The 23,389-nt window shown below is 34.3% G+C and carries 12 protein-coding genes; 3 read left to right on the top strand and 9 right to left on the bottom strand.

The features are described 5' to 3' along the window. Positions 1-84 precede the first annotated feature (84 nt). The 5 genes from ACHRV0_RS16765 to ACHRV0_RS16745 form a co-directional block, all read right to left on the bottom strand. Positions 85-3,429: a glycoside hydrolase gene (locus tag ACHRV0_RS16765; protein ID WP_395441687.1), complete on the bottom strand. Its 3,345-nt coding sequence runs from the start codon at positions 3,427-3,429 to the stop codon at positions 85-87. 13 nt (positions 3,430-3,442) lie between these two features. Next, entirely contained in the window at positions 3,443-4,957 is a 1,515-nt protein-coding gene (locus ACHRV0_RS16760) for an arylsulfatase (RefSeq protein ID WP_395441686.1), read from the bottom strand. A 113-nt stretch (positions 4,958-5,070) separates the two neighbouring features. Beyond that, positions 5,071-6,489, bottom strand: coding sequence for a sugar porter family MFS transporter (locus tag ACHRV0_RS16755; RefSeq protein WP_395441685.1), 1,419 nt, complete (start codon positions 6,487-6,489; stop codon positions 5,071-5,073). A 100-nt stretch (positions 6,490-6,589) separates the two neighbouring features. Then, positions 6,590-9,256 (bottom strand): ROK family protein, encoded by a 2,667-nt coding sequence (locus tag ACHRV0_RS16750; protein ID WP_395441684.1) that lies wholly within the window; start codon positions 9,254-9,256, stop codon positions 6,590-6,592. Between the two features lie 6 nt (positions 9,257-9,262). After that, positions 9,263-10,003: a GntR family transcriptional regulator gene (locus ACHRV0_RS16745; protein ID WP_395441683.1), complete on the bottom strand. Its 741-nt coding sequence runs from the start codon at positions 10,001-10,003 to the stop codon at positions 9,263-9,265. A gap of 581 nt (positions 10,004-10,584) precedes the next feature. Here ACHRV0_RS16745 and ACHRV0_RS16740 point away from each other — a divergent pair. From ACHRV0_RS16740 to ACHRV0_RS16730, 3 genes are all read left to right on the top strand, one after another. After that, positions 10,585-12,258, top strand: coding sequence for a GLPGLI family protein (locus ACHRV0_RS16740; RefSeq protein WP_395441682.1), 1,674 nt, complete (start codon positions 10,585-10,587; stop codon positions 12,256-12,258). 328 nt (positions 12,259-12,586) lie between these two features. Then, complete coding sequence (locus ACHRV0_RS16735; RefSeq protein ID WP_395441681.1) at positions 12,587-13,918, top strand: alpha-L-fucosidase; 1,332 nt, start codon at positions 12,587-12,589, stop codon at positions 13,916-13,918. Positions 13,919-13,990: 72 nt separating this feature from the next. After that, positions 13,991-14,959, top strand: a complete 969-nt coding sequence (locus ACHRV0_RS16730) for a M20/M25/M40 family metallo-hydrolase (protein ID WP_395441680.1) — start codon at positions 13,991-13,993, stop codon at positions 14,957-14,959. Between the two features lie 397 nt (positions 14,960-15,356). On the opposite strand, the gene ACHRV0_RS16725 is transcribed toward ACHRV0_RS16730, so the two are convergent. The 4 genes from ACHRV0_RS16725 to ACHRV0_RS16710 form a co-directional block, all read right to left on the bottom strand. Next, complete coding sequence (locus tag ACHRV0_RS16725; RefSeq protein WP_395441679.1) at positions 15,357-16,922, bottom strand: SusD/RagB family nutrient-binding outer membrane lipoprotein; 1,566 nt, start codon at positions 16,920-16,922, stop codon at positions 15,357-15,359. A 31-nt stretch (positions 16,923-16,953) separates the two neighbouring features. Then, entirely contained in the window at positions 16,954-20,292 is a 3,339-nt protein-coding gene (locus ACHRV0_RS16720) for a SusC/RagA family TonB-linked outer membrane protein (protein WP_395441678.1), read from the bottom strand. Positions 20,293-20,569: 277 nt separating this feature from the next. Next, positions 20,570-21,583, bottom strand: a complete 1,014-nt coding sequence (locus ACHRV0_RS16715; protein ID WP_395441677.1) for a LacI family DNA-binding transcriptional regulator — start codon at positions 21,581-21,583, stop codon at positions 20,570-20,572. Positions 21,584-22,150: 567 nt separating this feature from the next. Beyond that, the gene (locus ACHRV0_RS16710) at positions 22,151-23,341 is read right to left on the bottom strand and encodes a peptide-N-glycosidase F-related protein (RefSeq protein WP_395441676.1); all 1,191 of its coding nucleotides are present in this window, start codon (positions 23,339-23,341) and stop codon (positions 22,151-22,153) included. Between the last annotated feature and the right edge of the window lie 48 nt (positions 23,342-23,389).

The following is a 23,389-nucleotide window of genomic DNA, read 5'->3' as shown; positions in this document are numbered from 1 at the left end:
TTGTCTCCTTTTTTAAGCATAGAATCTATGATTCTATTTGTTAGATTATTATTATTTTTTGCAATTACACCCAGCGGGTTAATTTTATATCTTCAGTATAAATTCTGAAACGCCGCTTCCTGTCATTTTAATTTCAGCTGAATTTGCATTTTCAACTCCGGTTGTTTTATCTATAATTGCTTTTGGCTTCAATGATTTCCATACAAATTTAGTTTGCTGCTCTGATTGTTCTGGATTGAACAAACGCATCAATATTGTACCATCTTGATTTGGTGTTAAACTAGTTACCACGATTCTAGAATTAGTCAATTCGAATAAATTTGCAGGCAGTTTTACCTCTTCTTTTACAGTCATGGCAATTAACGGCTGTGTAAACTCTGCTGCTTCTTTTTCCATTACTGTTCTATCTGTCGTTTCATGAGGTCGCAGTGCGTATTTAAAATTTACAATGCCGCTCTGATCGGCTTTATAATTGGTGTGCCAATAATTGTTCATTACGTATGAAAACCATGTAGAAGTCGGTTTCTCCGTCTTTTTCCATTCTTTATAATTGGGCACAATCTCTTTTCGTTCATCAACCATACTGTTTGGTTCGACCAAAGGAGACTCTAAAAGCATCCATTGCACTCCTTTATCTCCCGATGAAACATCAAGCCATCTTCTTCCATAAAGAAAATCCATATTTGATCCTGCCAATTGATCTTTCAAAAACTCAATGGTTCCATAACCTGCATCAAGCGTAGTTTTTGTTAATTGTGTATTGAATGGATATCCAAAATGAACACCTTCTTTGGTACGAATGGCTTTTTTATCCAAAATATTATGTATCAATACTTGATTACTTCCGCTGTAAAGCGAAATAATTCGTTCCAATTTATTAGCTCCCGGCGCATCAGATGTAATCGAAACTGAGGTTATTACTGGTCCGCTTTCCAAAGTTTTAACCTGAACATTTGTATTCGTTTGAACTTCTTCAGGATTTAAACCCGGAACGTACCAGTAACTATTTAAGCCTTGTTTATTGAAATCGCCCGCATAATTATAATCTGAAATCGTTCTTAGATTCGTAATACTTCCGTTAGTTTTATCCCAGCCAAACTCAATTTTTCCGTTCGACAAAGAATGATCGCCTAACACAAATTGATTACTAAAGTCCGATTTTGTTTTATCTGTAATTTCATAAAATGCAGTTCCTAAAGCAGGAACATCGGTTGCAATAAAGGCAAATTTTCCGTTGCTCAATTGCTGTAGTGGTGTAATTTTTCCGTTTGCATCTTTTACCGATTTTCCTTTTACACTTGTTTCAATAAGTACCAATCCCGTTCTTTTCCAAGATGATGTATTGAAAACTGCAATTTTCTTGGATTTTGAATTGCTTATAGTTTCAAACAAGTTTTTCTCTAATGCATTGATTTCTGCATCGGCATCAAGCATAAACTGTTTTTTTATGCGCCATTGTTCTGTCACAAAATGAGAATCTGGATCAGATATACTATTGTGCGCTCCCCAAGTATGTTCGTGAAACATTATAATATTTCTCCATGCATCGTAAAAATTCTGCTCATTGTACTTTTTAGGCTGCAACATAGTATAAAGCGTCGTTAATTGCTGCAAACGCAAACTGTTAACTCTGTTTTTGCCTTCTTCATCAGCTGTCGAAAGTGCTCCATCTTCCCAATATGGTGTCAAATCACCCTTTACAGTTGGTATTTTATCGCCGTACTTTTTCTCAAATGCTTCAAACATTTTATCAGCAGTATTGAGAATTAATTTTGGAGAAGCATATTTTTCATTCCATTTCTTTACAAAATCAGAAGCATTAGGTTCTATTGGAGCATTGTCTGCAATAATATTAAAACGCCATTGCACCATATCGTATGGATAATTATTGGCGGTTAATTCGTTTAAATAATCTGCAATTTTCTTGGCTCCTCTTTCATAAATATCACCCGGCTGCATGCCGTGCCATGACGAATATCCTTTGGCTCCAGCCCAAAACAATACTTTGTCTTGTCCAGATGGCGACGTCCACCAAACAGGTTTGTCTCCCCAGTTTTTAAGAAAATGACCTGCTCTGTCTCCTCTATACGGATGATCTAATCCCATAAAATTAGAACCTATGGAGAAATATTTTACGCCTCCTTTTGAAAGCGCAGTAACGGTTGACCAAGCAAATCCGGGTACATCAGAAATCATTGCGCTGTTTATGGTAAAACCAAATTCTTTTCGAAGTTTGGCTGCATAATCTGTGTAATGAAACATTTCTTCGGCCTGACTCATTCCGGTAAGCATATTTACATATAATGCCGAAAGCAGAATGTCACCATTTTTTACTGCCGCTGTAAATTTCTCTTTTTGAGTCGGTGTTGCAATTTTCAAATAATTTTCGACTGCCCAGATGGATTCTATATTCCATTTAAATTTTGCTTCTTCTGGATATGATTTTGTTTTTTCGATCATTTCGAGTGCATCATCGATATTTTTATTGTGCACTTTTACAATTTCTGGCTGTAAATGCGAATAACCAATATCTGTATGTGAATGATGAAGTAAATGAAATTCTCTGTAAATAATAGGTTTAACCGCGAAAAAGTCATCAATAAAAGTTTTGCCCGCAAGTTTTACCTGCACTTTTATATTTTCGTCTTTTGTAACCGCTTTAATCGGAATGTCAAAATTGTTCATTCCGTCTTTTGCGGTATAGGTATAGCTTTCTTTTCCGTTGATTTTTACATTTACGGTTTCGTCTTTACCAAAATGCAAAACACTTAAAGCCAGCGTTTGTGTACCGTCTTTTAAAAGAAAAGGCATTGGAGTTACTTTTACATTTTCTTCAAATGCAAATTTGAAAGTCATAAACCAATCGTTGCTGTTTTGCTTTTGACCAACAATTTTTATTCGAACAGCTTGTCCGGGTTTTACTTTATTGGCAGGAAGACGCAAGAATGCATATCCTTGAGAATCGCTTGCTCCATCTAATTTTATCTGCTGAAATGCTAATGCTGATCCGTCATCTGCTTTAAAAATCCAGTTTGTCTTTTGATTTTTAGGTAAAGTGGTAAAAGTCAGAATCTTTTTTCCGTCCACGTACAAATCAAAATTTCTGTCTCCGCTGCTCGATCCTGATGAATGTCCTGCCACCCAGCTGAAATATACATAATCGTCTTTTATGGCTTTTGGAGCGGGAGCTGTTTCCCATTCTATTGTTTTATTTCCGTCTGTCGTTCTCGTTAAAAGTGCCACAGTTGCATAATCCTGAAAGGCCGAGTTATAGGTAATATTCTCTCCTGTAATTTCTTTTGCAAAACCATTAACCCAATTAATTTTCCCAAAAAAAGGAACTTCTTTTTGAGCAAAAAGAGATTGTGTTACGAAAAGCAGCGAAAAATAAAGAAATAGTCTGCTTATATTTTGTTTTTTAAAGTTCATATATTTTAATCAATTATGGTCTTGTTATTTCCAATTCTTTACTGGATTTTAGCAGCGCTGAAAGATTCGCTACGACATCAGGATATTGAGATGCGAGATTGTTTTTTTCTCCAATATCTTTACTCAAATCATACAGTTGCGGCTTTGGGTCATTGCCTAATTCGATATTTACATCGCGATCAATACGTGGTCCGTTTGAAGGTTCAATATATTTCCACTTTCCTTGAATAATCGATAATGGTCCTCCTTGTTCTATCAAATAAGATCTGTCTTTTTTAGATTTTCCTATAAGTTGTTCTGCCATATCGAAACTATCTGGAGCGTCTTCCTTTTGCAACGATTGTCCTGTGATTTTTGCTAAAGAAGAGAATAAATCTACATGACTTAGTAATACTTCTGTCTTTTTATTTGGCTGTACACTTGCCGGCCATTTTACGATGAATGGAACTCTGGTTCCTGCTTCAAAAGAGCTGTATTTTCCTCCGCGTAACGGTCCCGCTGGTTTATGACTGCCTAACATTTCAACAGCTTTATCCATATAACCATCGTTTACCACAGGCCCGTTGTCACTGCTAAAAATGATCAGTGTATTTTGACTGAGTTTCAGACTGTCCAATGCTTTTACAATTTCACCAACTGTCCAATCAAGTTGCAATATGGCGTCACCTCTAAGTCCCATTCCGCTTTTGCCACGAAACATACTATGAGGATAACGAGGTACGTGTATATCGCCAGTTGCGAAATACAAGAAAAATGGATTTGAAGTATTTTTTGATATAAAACTGATGGCTTTTTTGGTTATGTCACCCGCTATATCAGCATCTTTCCAATAGGCACTATGACCGCCGCTCATATATCCAATTCGGCTGATACTGTCTACAATTGTTTCGTTATGTCCTTGATTTGGATCAGGTTTCATTCGCAAAAGCTCAGGATTTTCTTTGCCTGTTGGATCATTGCCTACTTTTTCTTTATAACTAACCGTTATAGGATCTTTTGGATCAAGATTTACTACTTTGCCGTTTTCTAGGTACACACACGGAACTCTATCTAAAGTAGCGGGCATAATAAACGAGTAATCAAAACCAACTTCTTTTGGTCCAGGTTTAACTTCTTTATTCCAATCAATTCCATTCATTCCCAATCCTAAATGCCATTTACCAATTACAGCTGTAGTATAACCAGCTTTTTGCAGCATTGAAGGAAGAGTCGCTTTATTAGTCGGAATAATCAATGAGGCATCTCCGGGAGCTATTCCGGTTCCTTTTTGTTTCCAAGGATATTTGCCGGTAAGCAATGCGAATCTTGAAGGTGTACAAGTGGCCGAAGTTGAATGTGCATTGGTAAATTGCAATCCTTGCTTTGCCAATTTATCAATATTTGGAGTACTGATTTTCGACATGCCGTAGCAGCTTAAATCGCCGTAACCCAAATCGTCTGCATAAATTACAATTATGTTAGGCTTTTGCTGCGCCCAAGTCGTAAGGTTAAAAACTAAAAGTATAAATAGTAGTATGTTCTTTTTCATAATATTTAAAGTATAAAATGAGGCTGCAAATAGTAAATTATTGATCTAACCTTTTGGACGTAATTAGTTTACATCCAGCTAAAGCTGGACGCTATACATTTTTATAAATCCATTTATGCTTTCTCAATTTCTTTGAGTCCTTCTGCATTTACATCTAAATTCCATGATTTCTCAATTTCTTCAAGGCTTTTTCCTTTGGTTTCAAATAGCTTCTTTTTGGCGTAAGCAAAAGAAAGAATACAGAAAAAGGAGAAGATGAAAAATGTCGCTGCAATACCCAATCCGTCTCTCATTATAGGAAACAACAAATTCACCAGCCAATCTGATACCCACATGGTCATAATACAGATAGACAAAGCTGTTCCTCGAATGTGTGTTGGAAAAATTTCGGTTGAGATTACAAATTTTAATGGCCCAAGGGAGAAGGCAAAAAACAAAAGAAATAAGATGATACAAAACAGCATAAACCAGCCTGTAATATTCATCATAAAACAAAAACCTGTTAAAGCCAATGCAAAAGCGGCGCATAATGAACCTACAATATATAAAGGTCTGCGTCCCCAGCTGTCTACTTTTGAAATTGCAATAAAAGTAAAAAGTACGTTGGCAGATCCTAATATAACCTGATAAAACAAAGCATCACTGGTCACGATACCTGCTGATTTTAAAATTGTCGGGCCGTAAAAAATAACGCCATTAATTCCGCTGAACTGTGACAAAGCGGTAAGTACCATGGCCAAAATCAGTAGTTTGCGCAAAGGCAAACGAAGCAATTCCTGAATGCCGCCAGATTTTTGACTTGCCATTTCTTTAATAGAATGCAATTCTAATTGGGCTTTTTCGTTTCCATTTATTTTATTTAGTATTTTAAAAGCCTCTTCATCGAGTCCGAATTGCACTAACCAACGCGGGCTTTCTGGAACTATAAGCAATAACAAACAAAATGCTGCGGCAGGAATTACACCCACAATAAACATTCCGCGCCAAACATTTTCAACAAACAACCAATAAAGCAAACCATGACCTGCCGCAGAATGTGATACTGCATATTTTTGAAGGAAAAAATTACTGATATACGCTGCCAAAACTCCTACAGTTATAGCTAGTTGATAAAATACAACCAATTGTCCTCGTTTATGAGAAGGCGCTACTTCAGAAATGTAAAGCGGTGAAACATTTGAGGCTACTCCTACTCCCATTCCGGCAAGAACACGGAATAAAATTAATACTGGATATTCTTCTGAAAATGAAAAACCTACAGCGCTGATTAGAAACAATATGGCTGAAACAAACAATACTTTTTTTCTTCCGATTTTATCACTTAAATAACCAGAAAAAGCCACGCCAACAATACAACCTAATAAAGCGCAGGAAACAAATAATCCTTCTTGTGCTGATGATAAGCCGTACTGCATTTTTAATGGTTCGATAATTCCGCTGACAACGGCCATATCAAAACCGAATAAAAATCCTCCTAATGCTGCAATCAGCGTTATGAGCGATATGAAATAATTGGTTTCTTTGGTTTTCATAATAGTTTTGGTTCTTAGATAGTAGTTATAGTTAATTGTATTCCTATGGCTATATTAGAAAAGGACTAAATGGTGGTTCATTTAATTAATGTCCTTTCTGTTAACACCAGTTATCTTTTACATACGAAACCACTACAAAAGCTTTTTTACTGCCAATATGATTGATTTTGTATTTTGGAACATTTGCGGGAATAACAAAAGTTTCGGCATATTTGAATTTTTGACTGTTTTTTCCTGCGCTTACTTCGGCAATGTCACCTTCGACAAGCATACAAATATGACATTGTCCTAAAGTTTCTATTTCAATTTCGCCTGTAAATTCGTAGCGGTCAACAGCATAAAAATGTTCTTCGTGGGTAGGCAGACTTACTTTTCTTCCATTCGGAAATTCTTTACTTACACTTGGTTTCGAAATAAATTCTCTCTCCACTCTTTCTCCTTTTCTATCAAAATAAACGTTTTTAAATCCGTGTTCTACATTGATCGGACGTGGTTTTCCGTCTAAACCGGGGCGAACCCAATCGTACATTTTAAAGGTGAAAATATAAGGCGTGCTGCTTATTTCCAACACCATATTATTCTTGCCCGAAGCATGAATCGTTCCGTTAGGAATTAAATACAAACCATGTTTTTCGGCTTTGAATTTTTGCACATATTTTACAATATCAATCTCTTCTGCTTTTTCCTGAGATTCGATTAAGGCTTGTTTAAATTCGTCTGGATTTATATCTTCTTGGAAACCCAAATACACTTCGGCATCTTCTTCACAATCCAAAATATAATAGGTTTCGTCCTGTGTAAATGCTTCTCCAAAATTTTCTTTAATATATTCTGGACGCGGATGACATTGTACTGAAAGATTTCCTCCATCGAAAGTGTCTAGATAATCGAAACGAATTGGAAAATAATTCCCAAAACGGTCAGCTGCTTTTCCTAACACTTTTTTATTATCCTGAAACAGTAAAAAATCAAAAGAAACTTCTAACAAATTGTTATTTCCCTCAAACACGATTCCGTTTTCTGGACTGATTAATTCAAAAGACCACGCATAATTTACTTCGTCCTGATTTAAATCAGTAATATTCTTTTTCATCCAATCACCTCCCCAAACTCCTGCTTCAAACCAAGGACGTGCACGCAACGGACTTTCGAGCATTAGATTCAATGCATTTCTAAAATCGTTTCCTTTCATCCAAGTGATTTCATCGATACGCTGCTCGTCAATAATAATGTCGATTTTTGAAAGCAAGCGTTCTTTGTGACTATTTAAAACTGGCCATTCTATAAAATACATTCTTTTATAAATTTGAGAATAAGCCAAAGTATCGTTACTGCCCATATTTTTTGCAGAACCGGCTCTCATTCTATACTGAATTTCATTTTTTGGAACGTCAACATAAATAAGCTGTCCTTCCCAATTTGACAATGAAGCTCCAGTTCCGTATACTATACATATATCTGTACTTGCGTCTGGCTTAAGTTTATTTAATTTTTCGGCTTCGAAGAAATCAGAAAGTTCTCCCAGATATTTTTTTCCAAAAACAGGATCATCTCCATTTAGGTTTGGCTTAATCATTTTACTAATTTCTTCGCTTGATTTTAAGCAGGAATCAATATCGTACCAAAGCACATTTTTCTTTTTTTCGATCAAAGCCGAATTTAAATGATGTCTGAAATTTTCCCAAAGGACACCGCCAAATCCATCAATAACAACAATCTTTTGTCCTGCTATTTGATTCGCCAAACTCTCAAATCCCACAAAAACTTGAGATTCTGAAGGAAAAGAAGGAAAAACATTGTATTCTCCATTTTCTTTTATAATAGCTTGTACAGGCAATAAAGGTTGTGTCGTTTTTCTTTTATATTGAATAGATTTTTCCATTTGTATTTTATTTTTCTTATCTGCAATAATTGTCGCTCCTCTAAGAATACTCAGTTCAGCATCATCACAGAAAATAATATTTACTTTTATTTTTAATTCTTTAAAGGCTCCTTCTAAAGCGGGCATAAATAGCGCTTTGGCTTTAGAAATATTACCGCCGATTACCAGTTCTTCGCATCGAAATTCTTCAAACCAAGGAAAAAGAAACGTTCCCATATTTCGACCGAAATTGGCGAAAACTGTTTTTGAAATTTCAGTATTTAAATTTGCAATTGCTTTAACGGATTTAATATTTTCTCCCGAAAGTCTTTTGTACTCTGCCAAAAGCCAGCGGACTGAGAAATAATCATCGGCTTTTTGTTCTAAAAAAGGCTGGTTATAAAAAGCGCCGCCTTCTGGAATGTCAGGATGTTTTTTAATTAGTTCTCCATCTAACATTATGGCAGAACCAAATCCAGTTCCTAAAGTCACAAAAACAGTTCTTGCACTGCTTAAGTTGTGACGGAAATAGGCACCTTCGGCAAAACAATCTGCATCGTTTGCAAAAACAAAAGGAACATTTTTTAAACCTGTATTATTCTTTAATGCCTGCTGCATATGAATTCCAAAAGTGGTCTCGAATTTTCCGCCCACTCCCAAAACTTCACTCACTCCTTTCTCGTAATTAAAAGGCCCTGGAAAAGCAATTCCAATCGTATCAATATTATTAGATTCAATCAAAGCTTCATCAATAGAACTGCTCAGCAATGAAATAATACTAGATGCTTTTTCTTTTGAATTGATTTCCTTTCTAATTAAAGTCTGCGATTGTTCATTAATAATGTTCTTATCGATAACGCTTACTGTAATATGACTTCCGCCTACATCAATTCCTAACTTTTTCATTCTATTTTAAATCGTACGTTTGATTTCGATTGTATAGGTAAACCAATCGTTTCGATAGTAACAAATGTTATATTCGATTGGTTTTCTAGCCGTATCAAGAACAGCTCTTTTTCTTTCTAAAACGGGCTGATTTTTCTCAATTTTTAATAGACTTGCAATACGTTTACTTGCGGCAATAGCTTTTAATTCTTCTTGCGAATACACAGGAACGACATTATACTTATTGCCTAATATCTCATATAATGGCGTATCAAAATTCTCATTGACAGAAAGTCCGATTCTTGGATGAAAATAAGATTCGAAATACACCATCGGACTGTCATCAATACTTCTTGTACGCTGTAAAAGCAAGACTTCGTCACCTTCATTGATTTGAAGGTATTTAGCAACTTTAGCACTGGCTTTCACCATTTCTACATTCAAAGAAAGATTTTTAAACTCTAGTCCCATATCCTCCATCTCGTGCGTAAAACTCATCCAGTTATTCAGATTGGTGGTGATTCTATTCTGAGAAACTCGTGTACCAGAACCTTTCTTTCGTACTAACAGCTTTTCATTTACCAAAATGGCAATTGCCTGACGAAGCGTATTACGAGAAATTCCCCAGCGTTTAGCCAAATCCACTTCTTTTGGAAATAACTCTCCATCTTTAAAATCGGGATGTTTGATCAATTCACGCAATAACTCCTCCACTTGTTTGTGCAACGGAGTTTTACTGTCGTGATCTAATAACGGTATTTTGTTCATATGTTCATACATACGACAAATGTACTCGTTTTTTATTACGAACAAAATTATTTTTTAAAAAATGTAATTAATTGATTACTAAACATTTTTAGTAAAACCATTTCTTACTAAAACGATACAGTAAATTAGCTGATTATCAAGTAACGACTCTAAAATTGAACATTTTTTCACTAAAAAAAGTTAGTATGTTCCTATTAGAGCTTAAAAATTTCTATCTTAGCTTTTGCGAAAAACGGTATACATTACAATTGTACTTCTCTATTTTATAATTTTCAAAACACTATGAAACTGCATTTTTAATTCTGATTTCATTTTAGATTTGTAATTTTATTAAATCGATTTAGCAAATTAGCTCTGGGTCAATACAAAAAACTATGGAGCAATATTAAAAGATGAATTTAACCGCAAAGTTCGCTAAGATTATTTAAAGTTATAGTTTTATAAAAACACAAAGTTCGCAAAGCTTTGCGTTGATCTAGCTTTGCGAACTTTGTGTTTTCTATGTGCAAAGTAAAATTAAATCTTAGCGCCCTTTGCGGTAAAAATGACCAGAAAAACTGATAAACCAAACAAACCATAACATGAAAAAAACATTATTTGCTCTCTTTATCTTTTGTACAACTACAATGTCTTTTGCTCAAAAAACAGCCAAAGCAATAAAAATTACTTACCAAAGAAGCTACAACGGAAAAATCAGCGAAAACCAAGATCCTTTGCTTTTATTTGCTTCTAAAGACTTAAGTTTAGTAACATCTGATAAGATCACGCAGCAAAAAGCAGATTTGCCTTTTGAGCAGACTTTTGTTGATTTTAATTCTAAAACTATCCTGCAATGGGCACAGCTTAAAGCAAATAAATCTATTCTTGGTCAGGATAGCGAGGCTTTGGGAAAACAAAAGTTTGAGTTTAGTAATGAAACTAAAAAAATCCTGAATTATACCTGCAAGAAAGCTACAACATCTGTAAACTCAAATAAAATAGAAATTTGGTACACGAATGAATTAGGTTTAAAAGGCGGGCCGAGTGTTCTTGGACAAGATTTAGGTTTAGTTCTAGAAACTAATCGTAACGGAAATTCTATTGTTACAGCTTCAAAAATCGAGATTCTAAAAACGGTTCCTGCTATTTTAAAAATACCTGCTGTACAAACTGTTGACCAGCTGACATATAAAGACTTATTATGGAAAAGCCGTTTCACTAATATTTCAGTTTTCGAAAAAGAGCAAATTAACTTTTCATCTGATTCAAAATCAAATGACAGCATTCTCCGATTTGCAAGTGGTACTATTATTGTTCGAAAAGTCAAATTTCCTGAAATAAAAAATGGCAGTGCTATTTTTGTTGATGTAACACAGCAATCTAATGGTGATGCTTACGACAGAACCGGCTCCGTTTTTATGATTCCAATGGATAAAAAAAGTTCTTTTCTTGACGGATTAAAAAATGGTGCTACAACGCTTCCTGTATACGAAAACGGAAACGGTAAAAAATATCAAGGTGTTGCTGCAACAGATGATTATGCGCCATTGTTAGAATTAATGCGCTTTTTTACTCCGTTTGGTGTAAAACATTTCAACTATTTACAGCTTAAAAATAAAGTTTGGCAAGACAGTGTTTTCTATCGTCAGGACATTTCATTATTACAGCCAAAATTGAGCAATCAGGAGGTTTATATCGGAATGTTTATTGGGAATTATGATGCAGGCGGACACAAAGCGAGTTTGAATATATCTATTCACGAAGGCGAAGATAACAATGAAAAAGGCGATTTTATTCTTCCTTTGTTCAATACACTAAACGTAATGGAAATGGCAGGGCAAGATTATGCAACTATGTTTGATACTGAAAAAGGTTTGGAAATGTCATTTGAAGTACCGCAGGGATATAAAAACTTTAAATTAAGTTACACCACAACTGGTCATGGAGGCTGGGAAAACGGTGATGAATTTTTGCAAAAAAAGAACTCTATTTTTATTGATGGTAAGGAAGTATTTGCATTTACACCTTGGCGTACAGATTGTGGTTCGTATCGATTGAGTAATCCTGCTTCGGGCAATTTTGGAAATGGTTTATCATCATCAGATTTAAGCCGTTCTAACTGGTGTCCGGGAACAACGACGAATCCAAATTTAATTGATTTAGGAAATCTTACACCTGGAAAACATACTATTCGTGTTTCTATTCCGATGGGAAAACCAGAAGGAACGAGCAGCAGCGCATGGAATGTTTCGGGATTCTTGGTTGGAGAAAGGTAATTGATAATTAAACTTAGATAATATAGACTTACTGATTAAAGGCAAGTCTTTATATATTTAAGCTTCAAAAAATTAAAATTAACTCGTTGGATGTAACTCCTAAAAAATTAAACATATAGAAACATAGATTTTATATCTACAAGAGGTGACAAAAAAGAAATACAATTCTTTCACATAGAACAACTATGTGCATTTTAAATAAGTGAAACGCCTTTTTTAAGTACTCCAAAACTATGTTTCTATGTGTTAAAACAATTACGCCAAACGAGTTAATTCTATTTTTTACTATTAAAACTTTACTATCAAACCACCTAACTTCAAAAAAAACATGAAAAAAATCACACTTTGCCTGCTGTTATTCTCAATAAGCTTAACGGCAATAATGGCTCAAACCTACACTCCTACTGAAGGCAATCTAAAAAACAGAAAAGAATTTCAGGATGATAAATTTGGTATGTTTATTCACTTTGGTCCATACAGCGTTCTGGGTAACGGCGAATGGATTATGAACAATCAAAATATCAAAGTAACGGAATACGGAAGGTTGATTAATGTTTTTAATCCACAAGATTTTGATGCCAAAAAATGGGTAAGTATTGCAAAAAGTGCTGGAATGAAATACATTACTTTTACTACACGTCACCATGATGGTTTTAGCAATTTTGACACTAAATTGTCGGATTGGAAAATTACAAATACGCATTTTAAAAGAGATTTACTAAAAGAATTGGCAGATGAGTGTCATAAAGAAGGCATTAAATTATTCTGTTATTATTCGCTTTTAGACTGGACAAGATCTGATTACCAATACGAAACTGGAAAAACAGGAAAAGGAACTGGCAGAACTCAAAAAAGCGATTGGGAAAGCTATATTCGTTTTATGAAAGGTCAATTAACTGAATTACTGACTAATTACGGAGAAATTGGCGGTATTTGGTTTGATGGTCATTGGGATCAATTGGATAATGATACTGATAAAACATTACAGTCAAAAGTAAACTGGCATTACGACGATATTTACAAACTGATTCATACTTTACAGCCTAATTGTTTAATTTCAAACAATCATCACCTTACACCTATACAAGGCGAAGATTTTCAAGCTTTTGAGAAAGATTTACCGGGTGGAAATTCGACAGGATTTGGCGGACAATCTGTTTCTCAACTGCCTTTAGAAACTTGCGAAACAATGAACAATTCTTGGGGATTTAATATTAATGACCGCAAATACAAATCGACTAAAGATTTAATTCATTATTTAATCAATGCTGCTAGTTTGAATGCTAATTTTCTTTTAAATGTTGGTCCAATGGCTGACGGAACTATTCAGCCCGAATTTGTTGAAACGTTAAAAGAAATTGGAGTTTGGATGGGGAAAAACGGAAATACAATTTACGGAACGAGAGGCAATGTAATGAAGCCGCAGGATTGGGGTGTATTTACTGCTAAAGATAAAACTTGGTTTGCACACATTATCAAAGCTCCTAATCAAGCTGATTATATTTTTATTCCTGAAATGAAGCAAAAAATTAAAAAATGTTATTTGATGGACAGCAAAAAAGAACTGAAATTCAAACAGCAGCCTGAGGGAACATTTGTGTATTTAAATGGTGTCAAAATCGATACAATTGATACTATAATCGAAATGCAGATACAATAATTCAATAAGCTCATAAGATCGTTAAATTTTATGGGCTTATTTAAAATATCATAAAAATTAATTATTACAAACATGTTTAAAAAAGTTATTCTCTTTTCTGCAGTTGCTTTTATTGCAGCTGAAAAAGGAACTGCACAATCTACATTTTCTGCTGAGAAATTTCTTAAGCACGATACTTATTTGGCTTCAGATAAGCTGGAAGGACGTCTTGCAGGAACAAAAGGCAACAACGAAGCTGCAGCTTACATTAAAAAGTATTTCAAGAAATTTGGATTAAAAAAATTCAATAACAGCTATTATCAGCCTTTTAAAATATTCATGAAACCTGATATTAATAAAATAAAATCAGACAGTGTATCAACTCAAAATGTGGTTGGATATCTTGAAGGTTCAGATGAAAATTTGAAAAACGAGTATATTGTTATTGGTGCACATTATGATCATTGGGGATGGGGCGGAAAAGGTTCTGGCAGCAAGAAAAAAGATACGCTGGCCATTCACAATGGAGCTGATGATAATGCTTCTGGTGTTTCGGCACTTTTGTCGATATTAGAAGAATTTCACCATAGTAAAACTGCTCCCAAAAGAAGTATTATTTTTATTTCTTTCAGCGCTGAAGAAGAAGGTTTATTGGGCTCAAAATACTTTGTAAATCACTTACCTGTAGCTAAAAATGCTGTTAAAGTAATGATCAACATGGATATGGTTGGAAGATTAAACGACAAAAAAGAACTTTATATGGGCGGTGCAGGAACTTTTCCTGATGGAGTCGAATTGATGAAAAAACTAGGCGAAGGCAGCGGACTAAATCCAGTTGTTTTTGCTGGTGATGTTGGCGGTTCTGACCATGTTACTTTTTACAAAAATGATATTTCGGCTGTAGGCTTGCATACTGGAGGACATCCGCAATATCACACTCCCGAAGATGACACTGCTTTAATTAACAGCGAAGGCGGTGCTTTAGTCTCAAAATACATTTATAATGCGCTGGTTTCTATTGCAAATTATGAACAACCTTTGACTTTTATTAAGCAGAATTAAAATGCTTTAAATTCTATTTGACAGCCTATTTTTTTTTAACCGCTAAGAACGCTAAGATTTACGCAAGGTTCGCAAAGTTATAGTGAAACTTTGCGAACCTTGCGTTTTTTTTCTTTGTATACTTTGCGGTTAAACTTTTGACTATTCCTTAAACTTTTACAGCTGACTACCTGTTTATAGTATGATAAGAAGAAACTAAAGAAAATCCTTTTAAAATAAAAATCGGCAAACTACAGTTGAAGTAACTGTTTGTCCGCCGATTTTTTTATGCCGTAATTGTATAACTTATGCTAAAGAACTTTTCTTGAAAAAAATCAGTTCTAAACTAAGAACCCCAGAATCAAGAAATATCCTGAATCTGGGGTTCACCAATTACTAACCAAACATTAAAAATGAATTATTTTACGTCCCAGAAAATTTTGGTACTTAAATTATCTTTGTCTTTAACAGTATTGTAATTTGTTGTATTATAAACACGCTCAGAGTTTGGATATGTCCAACGCGTTGGAGGTGTTTTTCTAATACTGCTTGTTTCATCATCCATGAAACTTAATGCAGGAAGTTTTAATCTTCTTTGTTCTGCCCAAGATTCATCAGCTTGAAAGATGTTGTAGTGGATGTACTTTTGAAAAGCAATTAACTTCAATTGATCTGCAGCTGTTGTTGCCCCAGCAAAGTTAATTTTTGCAATATAAGCATCAATTTCAGCAGCCGTAGGCTCTGTAGTTGGCTTCCAAGTTAAAACATCAGCCTTATCTCCTAATCTTACATAGTACTCCACAGATTGTCTGATTGCTTTCTCAAAATATGGTTTTGCAGCAGCACCATTACCGCTTCTTGAATAATACTCTGCAAGAAGTAAGTTTACTTCGGCAGCATTGATTAATGTACCAGGCAGCCATTTGTTTTTACTAATTACAGATCTATTATAGATTGCAATTTTTGTATCAGCAATTAATTGATCCTGAGCTCCTGATGCCATCAATGGATCAAGCCCTACATAAGCAGTTGCACTTGCACCTTTTTCAAACAACCATGGTTTACGGGGATCATCATTGGTGTTCATATGATCAATCATTGGTTTTGGGGCAAGATTGTTGTTTCCAGACTCTAAAGCATCAAAGAAACCTGAAGTATCTAAATCAGTATCCTGAGTATACACTCTAAATGCGATATTCTCTGAGTTTTCATCCACAATTTTTGCTTCTGCAATGATTGCAGCTATTTCTGAATTTGCTCTTGCTGCAAAAGCCGGAACTGCTGAAACTCTATTTAGTAATTTCAAACGTAAAGAGTTACAGTAGTTTTTCCACATTACCAAACTTCCTTTGTTAATCAAATCTTGGTTTTTGAATTCTACCTCTACCTTAGCAGGCAAAGCAATCGTATTCAATTCAGTAGAAAAAGCTTTTAAATCATCTAACATTTTAATGTAAAGCTCCGTTTGATTGTCATACTTCGCTGCAGCAGCGTCATAATTACCACCAGTCATACTAATTTTACCTGCTTCAGAGAAAGGAATATCTCCAAAATTATCAATCATTTTTGAGGTATGATCGTACAAGTAAATTGTAGAAGTAACAGTATAAATTCTATTTGCTGCCTGCTCAGCTACAGGTAAAGCAGCCATTACTTTCTCTAACTCTCTATATTGAGTAATGAATTTGTAATATCTATCCCACCTGTTAGTTACAGCTGCGCCAGGAACGTAACGTCCCGATCCATTAATGATACCATGAGCTTGAGTATAACTTAAAGAAGTAGTTCTAATTACTGTAAAATAATTCCAATACGATGGGATAACATCCTCAAAGTTAATTTTCATAAACCCAGCAAACTGTTTTGGTACATTTGTGGATGTTACTTTAGATGGATCTCTATACGCACTTTCAAAATCACTGTCTGAACAAGAGCCCAAAAAGATTGCTGCTGTCGTTAATGATATATATAATAATTTTCTCATGTTGTCTGTTTTTAAATTATAATTTATGCAATTAGAAAGATGCTCTTAACATTACTCCATAACTTCTTGTCGAAGGGCCTACTCCTGCATTGTTTACGTTTTTGTCCCATCTAGAACCAGAAGTAGTTGCTTCAGCATCCATATCTTTAATGGTTCTGTAGATATAAAACAAGTTACGTCCAAATAAAGAAAGACTTAATTTAGTAGCACCAATTTTACTAGCGTATGAAGCTGGAACGTTAAATGCAAGAGACAACTCTCTTAATTTCACGTAATCATTCTTTTGAATGTACAATTCATAACGTGAGCTGCTGTATTGTGGACCTCCCCAGTTGTATGTCATTACATAGTAACCCGCTTGAGAGATAACATTTGTATTTGGAGCACCATCTGTAGTAACACCGTCCATCAACATACCATCACGGTATAAAGTTTGCCCAGCTGGTCCTGCAGTTGCAGTGTTAGGAACCTGAACTCCTCTACCATTACTATCCATGTAATATGTTAAACCACCACGCTCGTTTGTACTGTATTTCAATGATTCCTCAGTTAAACCTCTTGCTGTCATCCAGTTAATACCTGTTGGCATTAAATAACCTCCGTACGAATAATCAATATTTACATCTAAAGTGAAATTTTTATACGTGAATGAGTTCAACAAACCTCCCACACCTTTAGCCATAGCCGATCCATATTTTTCCCATTTGTCACCATCAAGCATATAAAAACCATCTGAGTCAACCATTTTATTGCCATTAGCATCTGTTCTGATTGGGTGAGCATAAATACCTCCCATTGGGTCACCTACAACAGATTTTAACTGAGCAGCAGATCCATCATAATCAGCATGTAATAATTCACTTGCACCATTAGCTAATTTTACAATTTTATTGATGTTTTTAGCCCAGTTTAAAGTTACATCCCAAGAAAAATCTTGAGTTCTAAAAGGAGAGCCTGTTAAAGCAACTTCAAATCCTTTATTATTTAATTCCCCTACGTTTGCCAATATTTTACTTGCTCCAGTAGTTGGCGCTAAAGTCATATCAAGAATTTGATCTTTAATTTTTGCATTGTAGTAAGAAAAATCTAATCCTAATCTTCTATCAAAGAACTTTGTTTCAAAACCAAGCTCGTACTCATTTTTCATTTCAGGTTTAATTCCTTCATTTCCATAAACATCCTGAGAAGTTGTAATCAAAACTGGATTAGTAGTTCCCTGTGTACCTAAAGTTGTTTGGTCGTACGCAACGTTAGCTCTGTAACGATCTGGATAGTTACCTACTATACCCCAAGAGCCACGCATTTTTGCATAACTAATGAACTCAGGTAAAGTAACCGCATCTGACAATACAAAACTTGAGTTTACAGAAGGATAAGTAAAAGCATTATTATTTGGATTCATTGTAGAAGTACGGTCTCTTCTGATTGTTCCTTCAATGAACAAATAATTTCTAAAGCTTCCGCTTAAAGTTCCAAATACTGCATCTTTAATAGTTTCGTATCTTGAAGATGTACTTGTTGCTAAACCAATAGATGAGTTCATATCATACCATCCTTCAACACTTAAACCTCTATTTGTAGAACGAGATAAAATTCTGCCAGTTTCTTGTGTTCCTGAGTAACCAAGAACAGCATTGATTCCAAAATCTTCGTTAATTTTTTTATTGTAAGTTGCCAATAAATCACCATAAAGAATATTATAGTCTTGCCCTTCCATATTAAAAGAACCTGAAACATCTCCATCTCCACCAAATTGATAAAGTAATGGTATTTCAACAGGGTTTTTATTCTCGATGTTTACAGACGTTAAATCAGTCGAAACACGACCACGAAGTGTTAAATCTTTAGTAATAGAAAGCGTTTCAGTAACGCTCGCAATTAAACGGTTTGTAACCTCAGTTTGTCTTTTAGCATTTGTATTCCAAAAATAATCAGCAATATCACCTCTAAAACCATTACGGTAAATATTCTCACTTGGAGTCAAACTTTGAGTACCTTGACCAAAAACGTATTTATACCCTAAACTTGTTTTGTATTTTGCTTTATACCAATCACCATTATCAAATGGGCTAAGCATTCCAGTAAAATTATTAACCAAACGATCCATACCGTAAGCACGGTTTGTAATATTTTGATTCAAGTAACTTATAATTACATCTGTTTTTAATTTACCTGTTTTGAAAGATGCATTCAAGTTAAAGTTGTTTTTCTTGTTATTGTTACCCATACTTAAACCTTCAGATTCAATATGTGTGTAAGAAAAACGAGTGCTGCTGTTTTCTGTATTGTTTGTAAGTGCAATGTTTGTAGTTGCATCCCAAGCATTTTGAAACATATTTTTATATCCATCTTTTTGAGGTGAATACGGACGTACCACTCCATCCCAGCTCATGATAGGCTTACCATCAAACCAAGGACCATAATTATTACCACTATTGTTAACTCCTCTCATATCCGCAATACCATCGCCATTTGTATCGTAGTGAGCAAAACCGTCTGGAGCTAAATATCCTACAGAGAAATTTGGATTTGTCCATCCTGGACCTCTTTCATACTGAAATCTTGGTAAGTATGCAATTTCGTTACCTGAGTAGCTGGTACTAAAATCAACACCTAGTCCTTTTTTCCCCTTACCTGTTTTAGATGTAATCAATACAACTCCATTTACAGCTTCAGAACCGTATAAGGCAGCAGCAGATGCACCTTTAAGAATAGAGATATTCTCAATATCTTCAGGGTTAATATCTGCTAAACCATTGTTTTTTACACGTTGTTGGTTCCAGTAATCACTATTGTTTACCTCACCATCACGAATAGGCACACCATCTAAAATGATAAGCGGCTGATTTCTACCTGTAATAGAGTTGATTCCACGAATCTGGATATTGATTGCTCCTGCTCCACCCGGAGTAGAAGTAATACGAACACCTGGCGCTTTACCATACAAAGAGTTAGCAATTGTTGGAGATGCTGTTTTTGTGATCGCATCCGCTTTGATTATACTTGTCGCATAACCAATTGCTTTATTCTTTTTAGTTTGTCCTAAAGCGGTAACTGTAACTCCTTCAAGTTCATTTGTTGCACTTGCCAGCTTAACTTCCATTCCATCAACAGCTTTTAATTCTGTTGTTTTAAACCCAATCGAACTTATAACGATTGTAGCACCTTCTTTAACTGAAATCTTGAATGCTCCATTCTCATCAGTAAGCGTTTCTTGTTTCGTTCCTTTTTCCTTAACAATAACTGAAGGAATAGGAAGATTTGCGTTGTCTGTAATTACACCGGAGATTGTTTTATTTTGTGCACTAACTCCTTCGTAGCACAATACCATTAGAAAAACTAACAGTGATTTGTATAACAGTTTTCTCATAATTAATATTAGTTTGGTTTGGTTTTAATTTTTGTTTAAATTGAAAGGTTCTGAATTTTTAAAAAATAGTAAATACTAAAACCTTTAATTCTATATTACTTAATTTACCCTTTCAGCATTTAGTAATAATTTAAGTTTCCTGAATAACATTTTTTCTATTTCTTTTACATCATAAGCGTCTTTGTTTTTATTTAATAATTTGTTTAGCTCTCTTGAGTTGCTTACTAATTCAACTATATCGTTTTAGTGATATTCTTTAAAAAAAAGGGTGCAATTTTTAAACCGATTCCCTTATTGTCAAACTTCCTTTTTTCTTTTCTTTTACAACCTTATAATTGCTGCCGTCAGTCATTTGCTTCATCAACAATTTGATTGTTTTTTTTCCCATCTCTTCAATTGGCTGTGATAATACAGTTATTGATGGCGAATGAAGTCTAAAACTGTCATGATCATCAAAACTAATAACTGCTTTATCTACAGGAATTCTTAACCCAAGCTTGCTCAAAGACTGTAATCCAGCAAGAAGCAAATAATTTGCTCCAAACAAAACTGCATCTATATCACTTGTTTTATCCAAAAATTCAGAGATCTTTTCAATTCGTTCTTCTTCACTAATATGATACTCTAAATCTAAAATTTTAGATTCATCATATAATCCCACTTCTTTTAATGCTTTTGTATATCCTTGCTTTCTCAAATTCATCTGAATCAACTGAGAAGAGTTGGTGACAAATGCAATTTTTCGAAATCCTTTTTTTAATAAATAATGTGTTGCCGTTTCTGCTCCCTCAAAATTATCAAGTACTACATGGCTAACCTCCTGCTCTTCAAAATAACGATCGACTAAAACAACCGGACATTGTAACTCTAACAGTCTGTCTATAGTCGATTTCATATTCTCGGTTGGCGTTATAATAAACCCATCAACATTTGCCTGCAATAAACTATTAACTAACTCAACTGCACGTTCATCATTTCCACCCGTACTGCAATAAAAGACTCTATAATTTAAGTCTATTGCTTCACTCTCTATTACTCTTGCTAAATCAGAAAAAAACTGATTTGAAATATCTTCTACTATAAGCCCAATCGATCTTGTTTTACCAGTTCTTAAACTGCTTGCGATCATATTGAGTTTAAATTTCATTTCTTCACTAACCTTAAAAACTTTTTTGATCACTTCCTTACTTATCCCCATCTTCTCACCTTTATCATTAAGAACAAATGAAACCGTAGTTACCGATACATTTGCCGCCTTAGCGATATCTTTGATAGTGATCTTTTTTTTCATAAAACGTTAAGTTTATCTTAAACCTTAGTTAATTTATTAAAACAAATATATTTTAATAAAACGATTTACAAAAACGTTTTAGTATTTTTTTTTGCAGCAAAATGACTTTTTTAACATTTAAAAAAAGTATAACCCAATTTTACTCCTAATTGATCTCAAATAAAACAAACACAAGCAATTAAATGAATATTATTTTTCTGACAAACCTTTAAAAAGCACCAAAATTTGAGAAAAATTAAAACTTCAAAAAAATGAAGAAAAAAATCAGTGTTATTATAAATTATTTAACATAAATATATGTTAAGCTTAATTCTCTTTAACAAATAACAATTTTGTAATAAATGTAACTTTTTTTAACATTTTCATTTTCATCAATTTATTAACTTCATCAAATAATCATCCCTTCATTTTAAAAATTTACTCTCTTACTTTTTCTAATTTTTAAAATTGTAAGCTTTTATTTGCATTTGTTTTTATAAACTGATGTTTCTCTCATAAAGCACTCCCATTTTTAGTGCAAACTGCTTCTTTTAAACTCAAAAAAAAGCCTCTTTATACCCTTTTTTTTCAAAGTTCATAAACAACATAAGCACTTACCATCCAGTGATTTGAAGTTCCGTTAGCATTTTTTTGAGCTTCTGGAATACTAAAAACGGCGGTATGTTTTCCTTCATTTAATTCTAATGGAACAATCATAGGCGGAACATTACTTCCTGGACACCAATTAGAACGGCTTAAATCACTGCTTGCAATTGGTTCTTCAATTTCTTTTACTGCATAAGTTCCTTTATCATCCTGAATATAAGGCGCTTTTCTTTTCTTCAACCAAACTCCCGTTCCCGGATTGAATCGGCGAAAACTAGCGCAATCATCTCTCCACGGAATAAAATCAATTACTTTTTTTCCATCTATTTTTACAATGTTCTGTTTCTTAACAAATTCATCACCTTCACCATGACCTCCATGTCCAGTAGTTATGTAATATAATTTTGGGTTCTTAGCTCCTTTTGGCAGATTGAACTCTACTTGAAAATCTTTGTAAGCAAATAATTCATCATTACCTTGATTTGGTCCAAAAGGCTCTGTATTCAAAATTGGGACAACGATTCTATTCTTTGGCAGATCACAGCTTAACTCGCTTGGAGTAAGATTTATAGAGGCGTTTACAATATGTCCTCCTTTAGTATAATTTCCTATATGAACTCCAACCCAAACTTCACCTTGAAGTAAAGTTGAAAACTGCGAAATATCTTCTTTCCATCTCACCTCTTTCTCCCAATACGGAATGTAAACGGGTTTGCGCTGTAATGAATCATTGCTAAAAAAGCCAATACCAAAAGTGGTCATAAAACGCATTAATTCTACTGTTGGTGCAAAGTTACCTTCTGGAGCTATCATTTTGATTTTAGTATATTCATTCGAAGCAAACTTTTTTCCTTTCACTACTTCTTCTAATGAATTATTCTTATCAACCGGAAGAACAAAAATTGATCCTGCTCTATCGTAACGATCACCGCCCGAAATAACACTAACATTAATTTCGTATTTAGTATTTACTTTTTGTTTAGGGAAAGCCAATTTTTTAAAAACATATTGCCCACCGCCATAATAAACGTTTCCATTAGCATCAGTCGAAAAGTCTTTGCATTTATCATCATGCTGTACTCTTACCTGATTAAATATTTCAAGTTTTTGCCCTGTAACCTGATTACTAAATAGTAATGTACTTAACAGTATTGCAAAAATTATTTTTTTCATATTCTTTAAATTTCTTTTGTATTTTTTTTCAGAGATTTAAATCCTCCT

The sequence above is a fragment of the Flavobacterium sp. FlaQc-30 genome (genome assembly GCF_044005885.1).
Classification (GTDB): Bacteria; Bacteroidota; Bacteroidia; order Flavobacteriales; family Flavobacteriaceae; genus Flavobacterium.
This window is presented reverse-complemented; position numbering and strand designations above follow the sequence as displayed.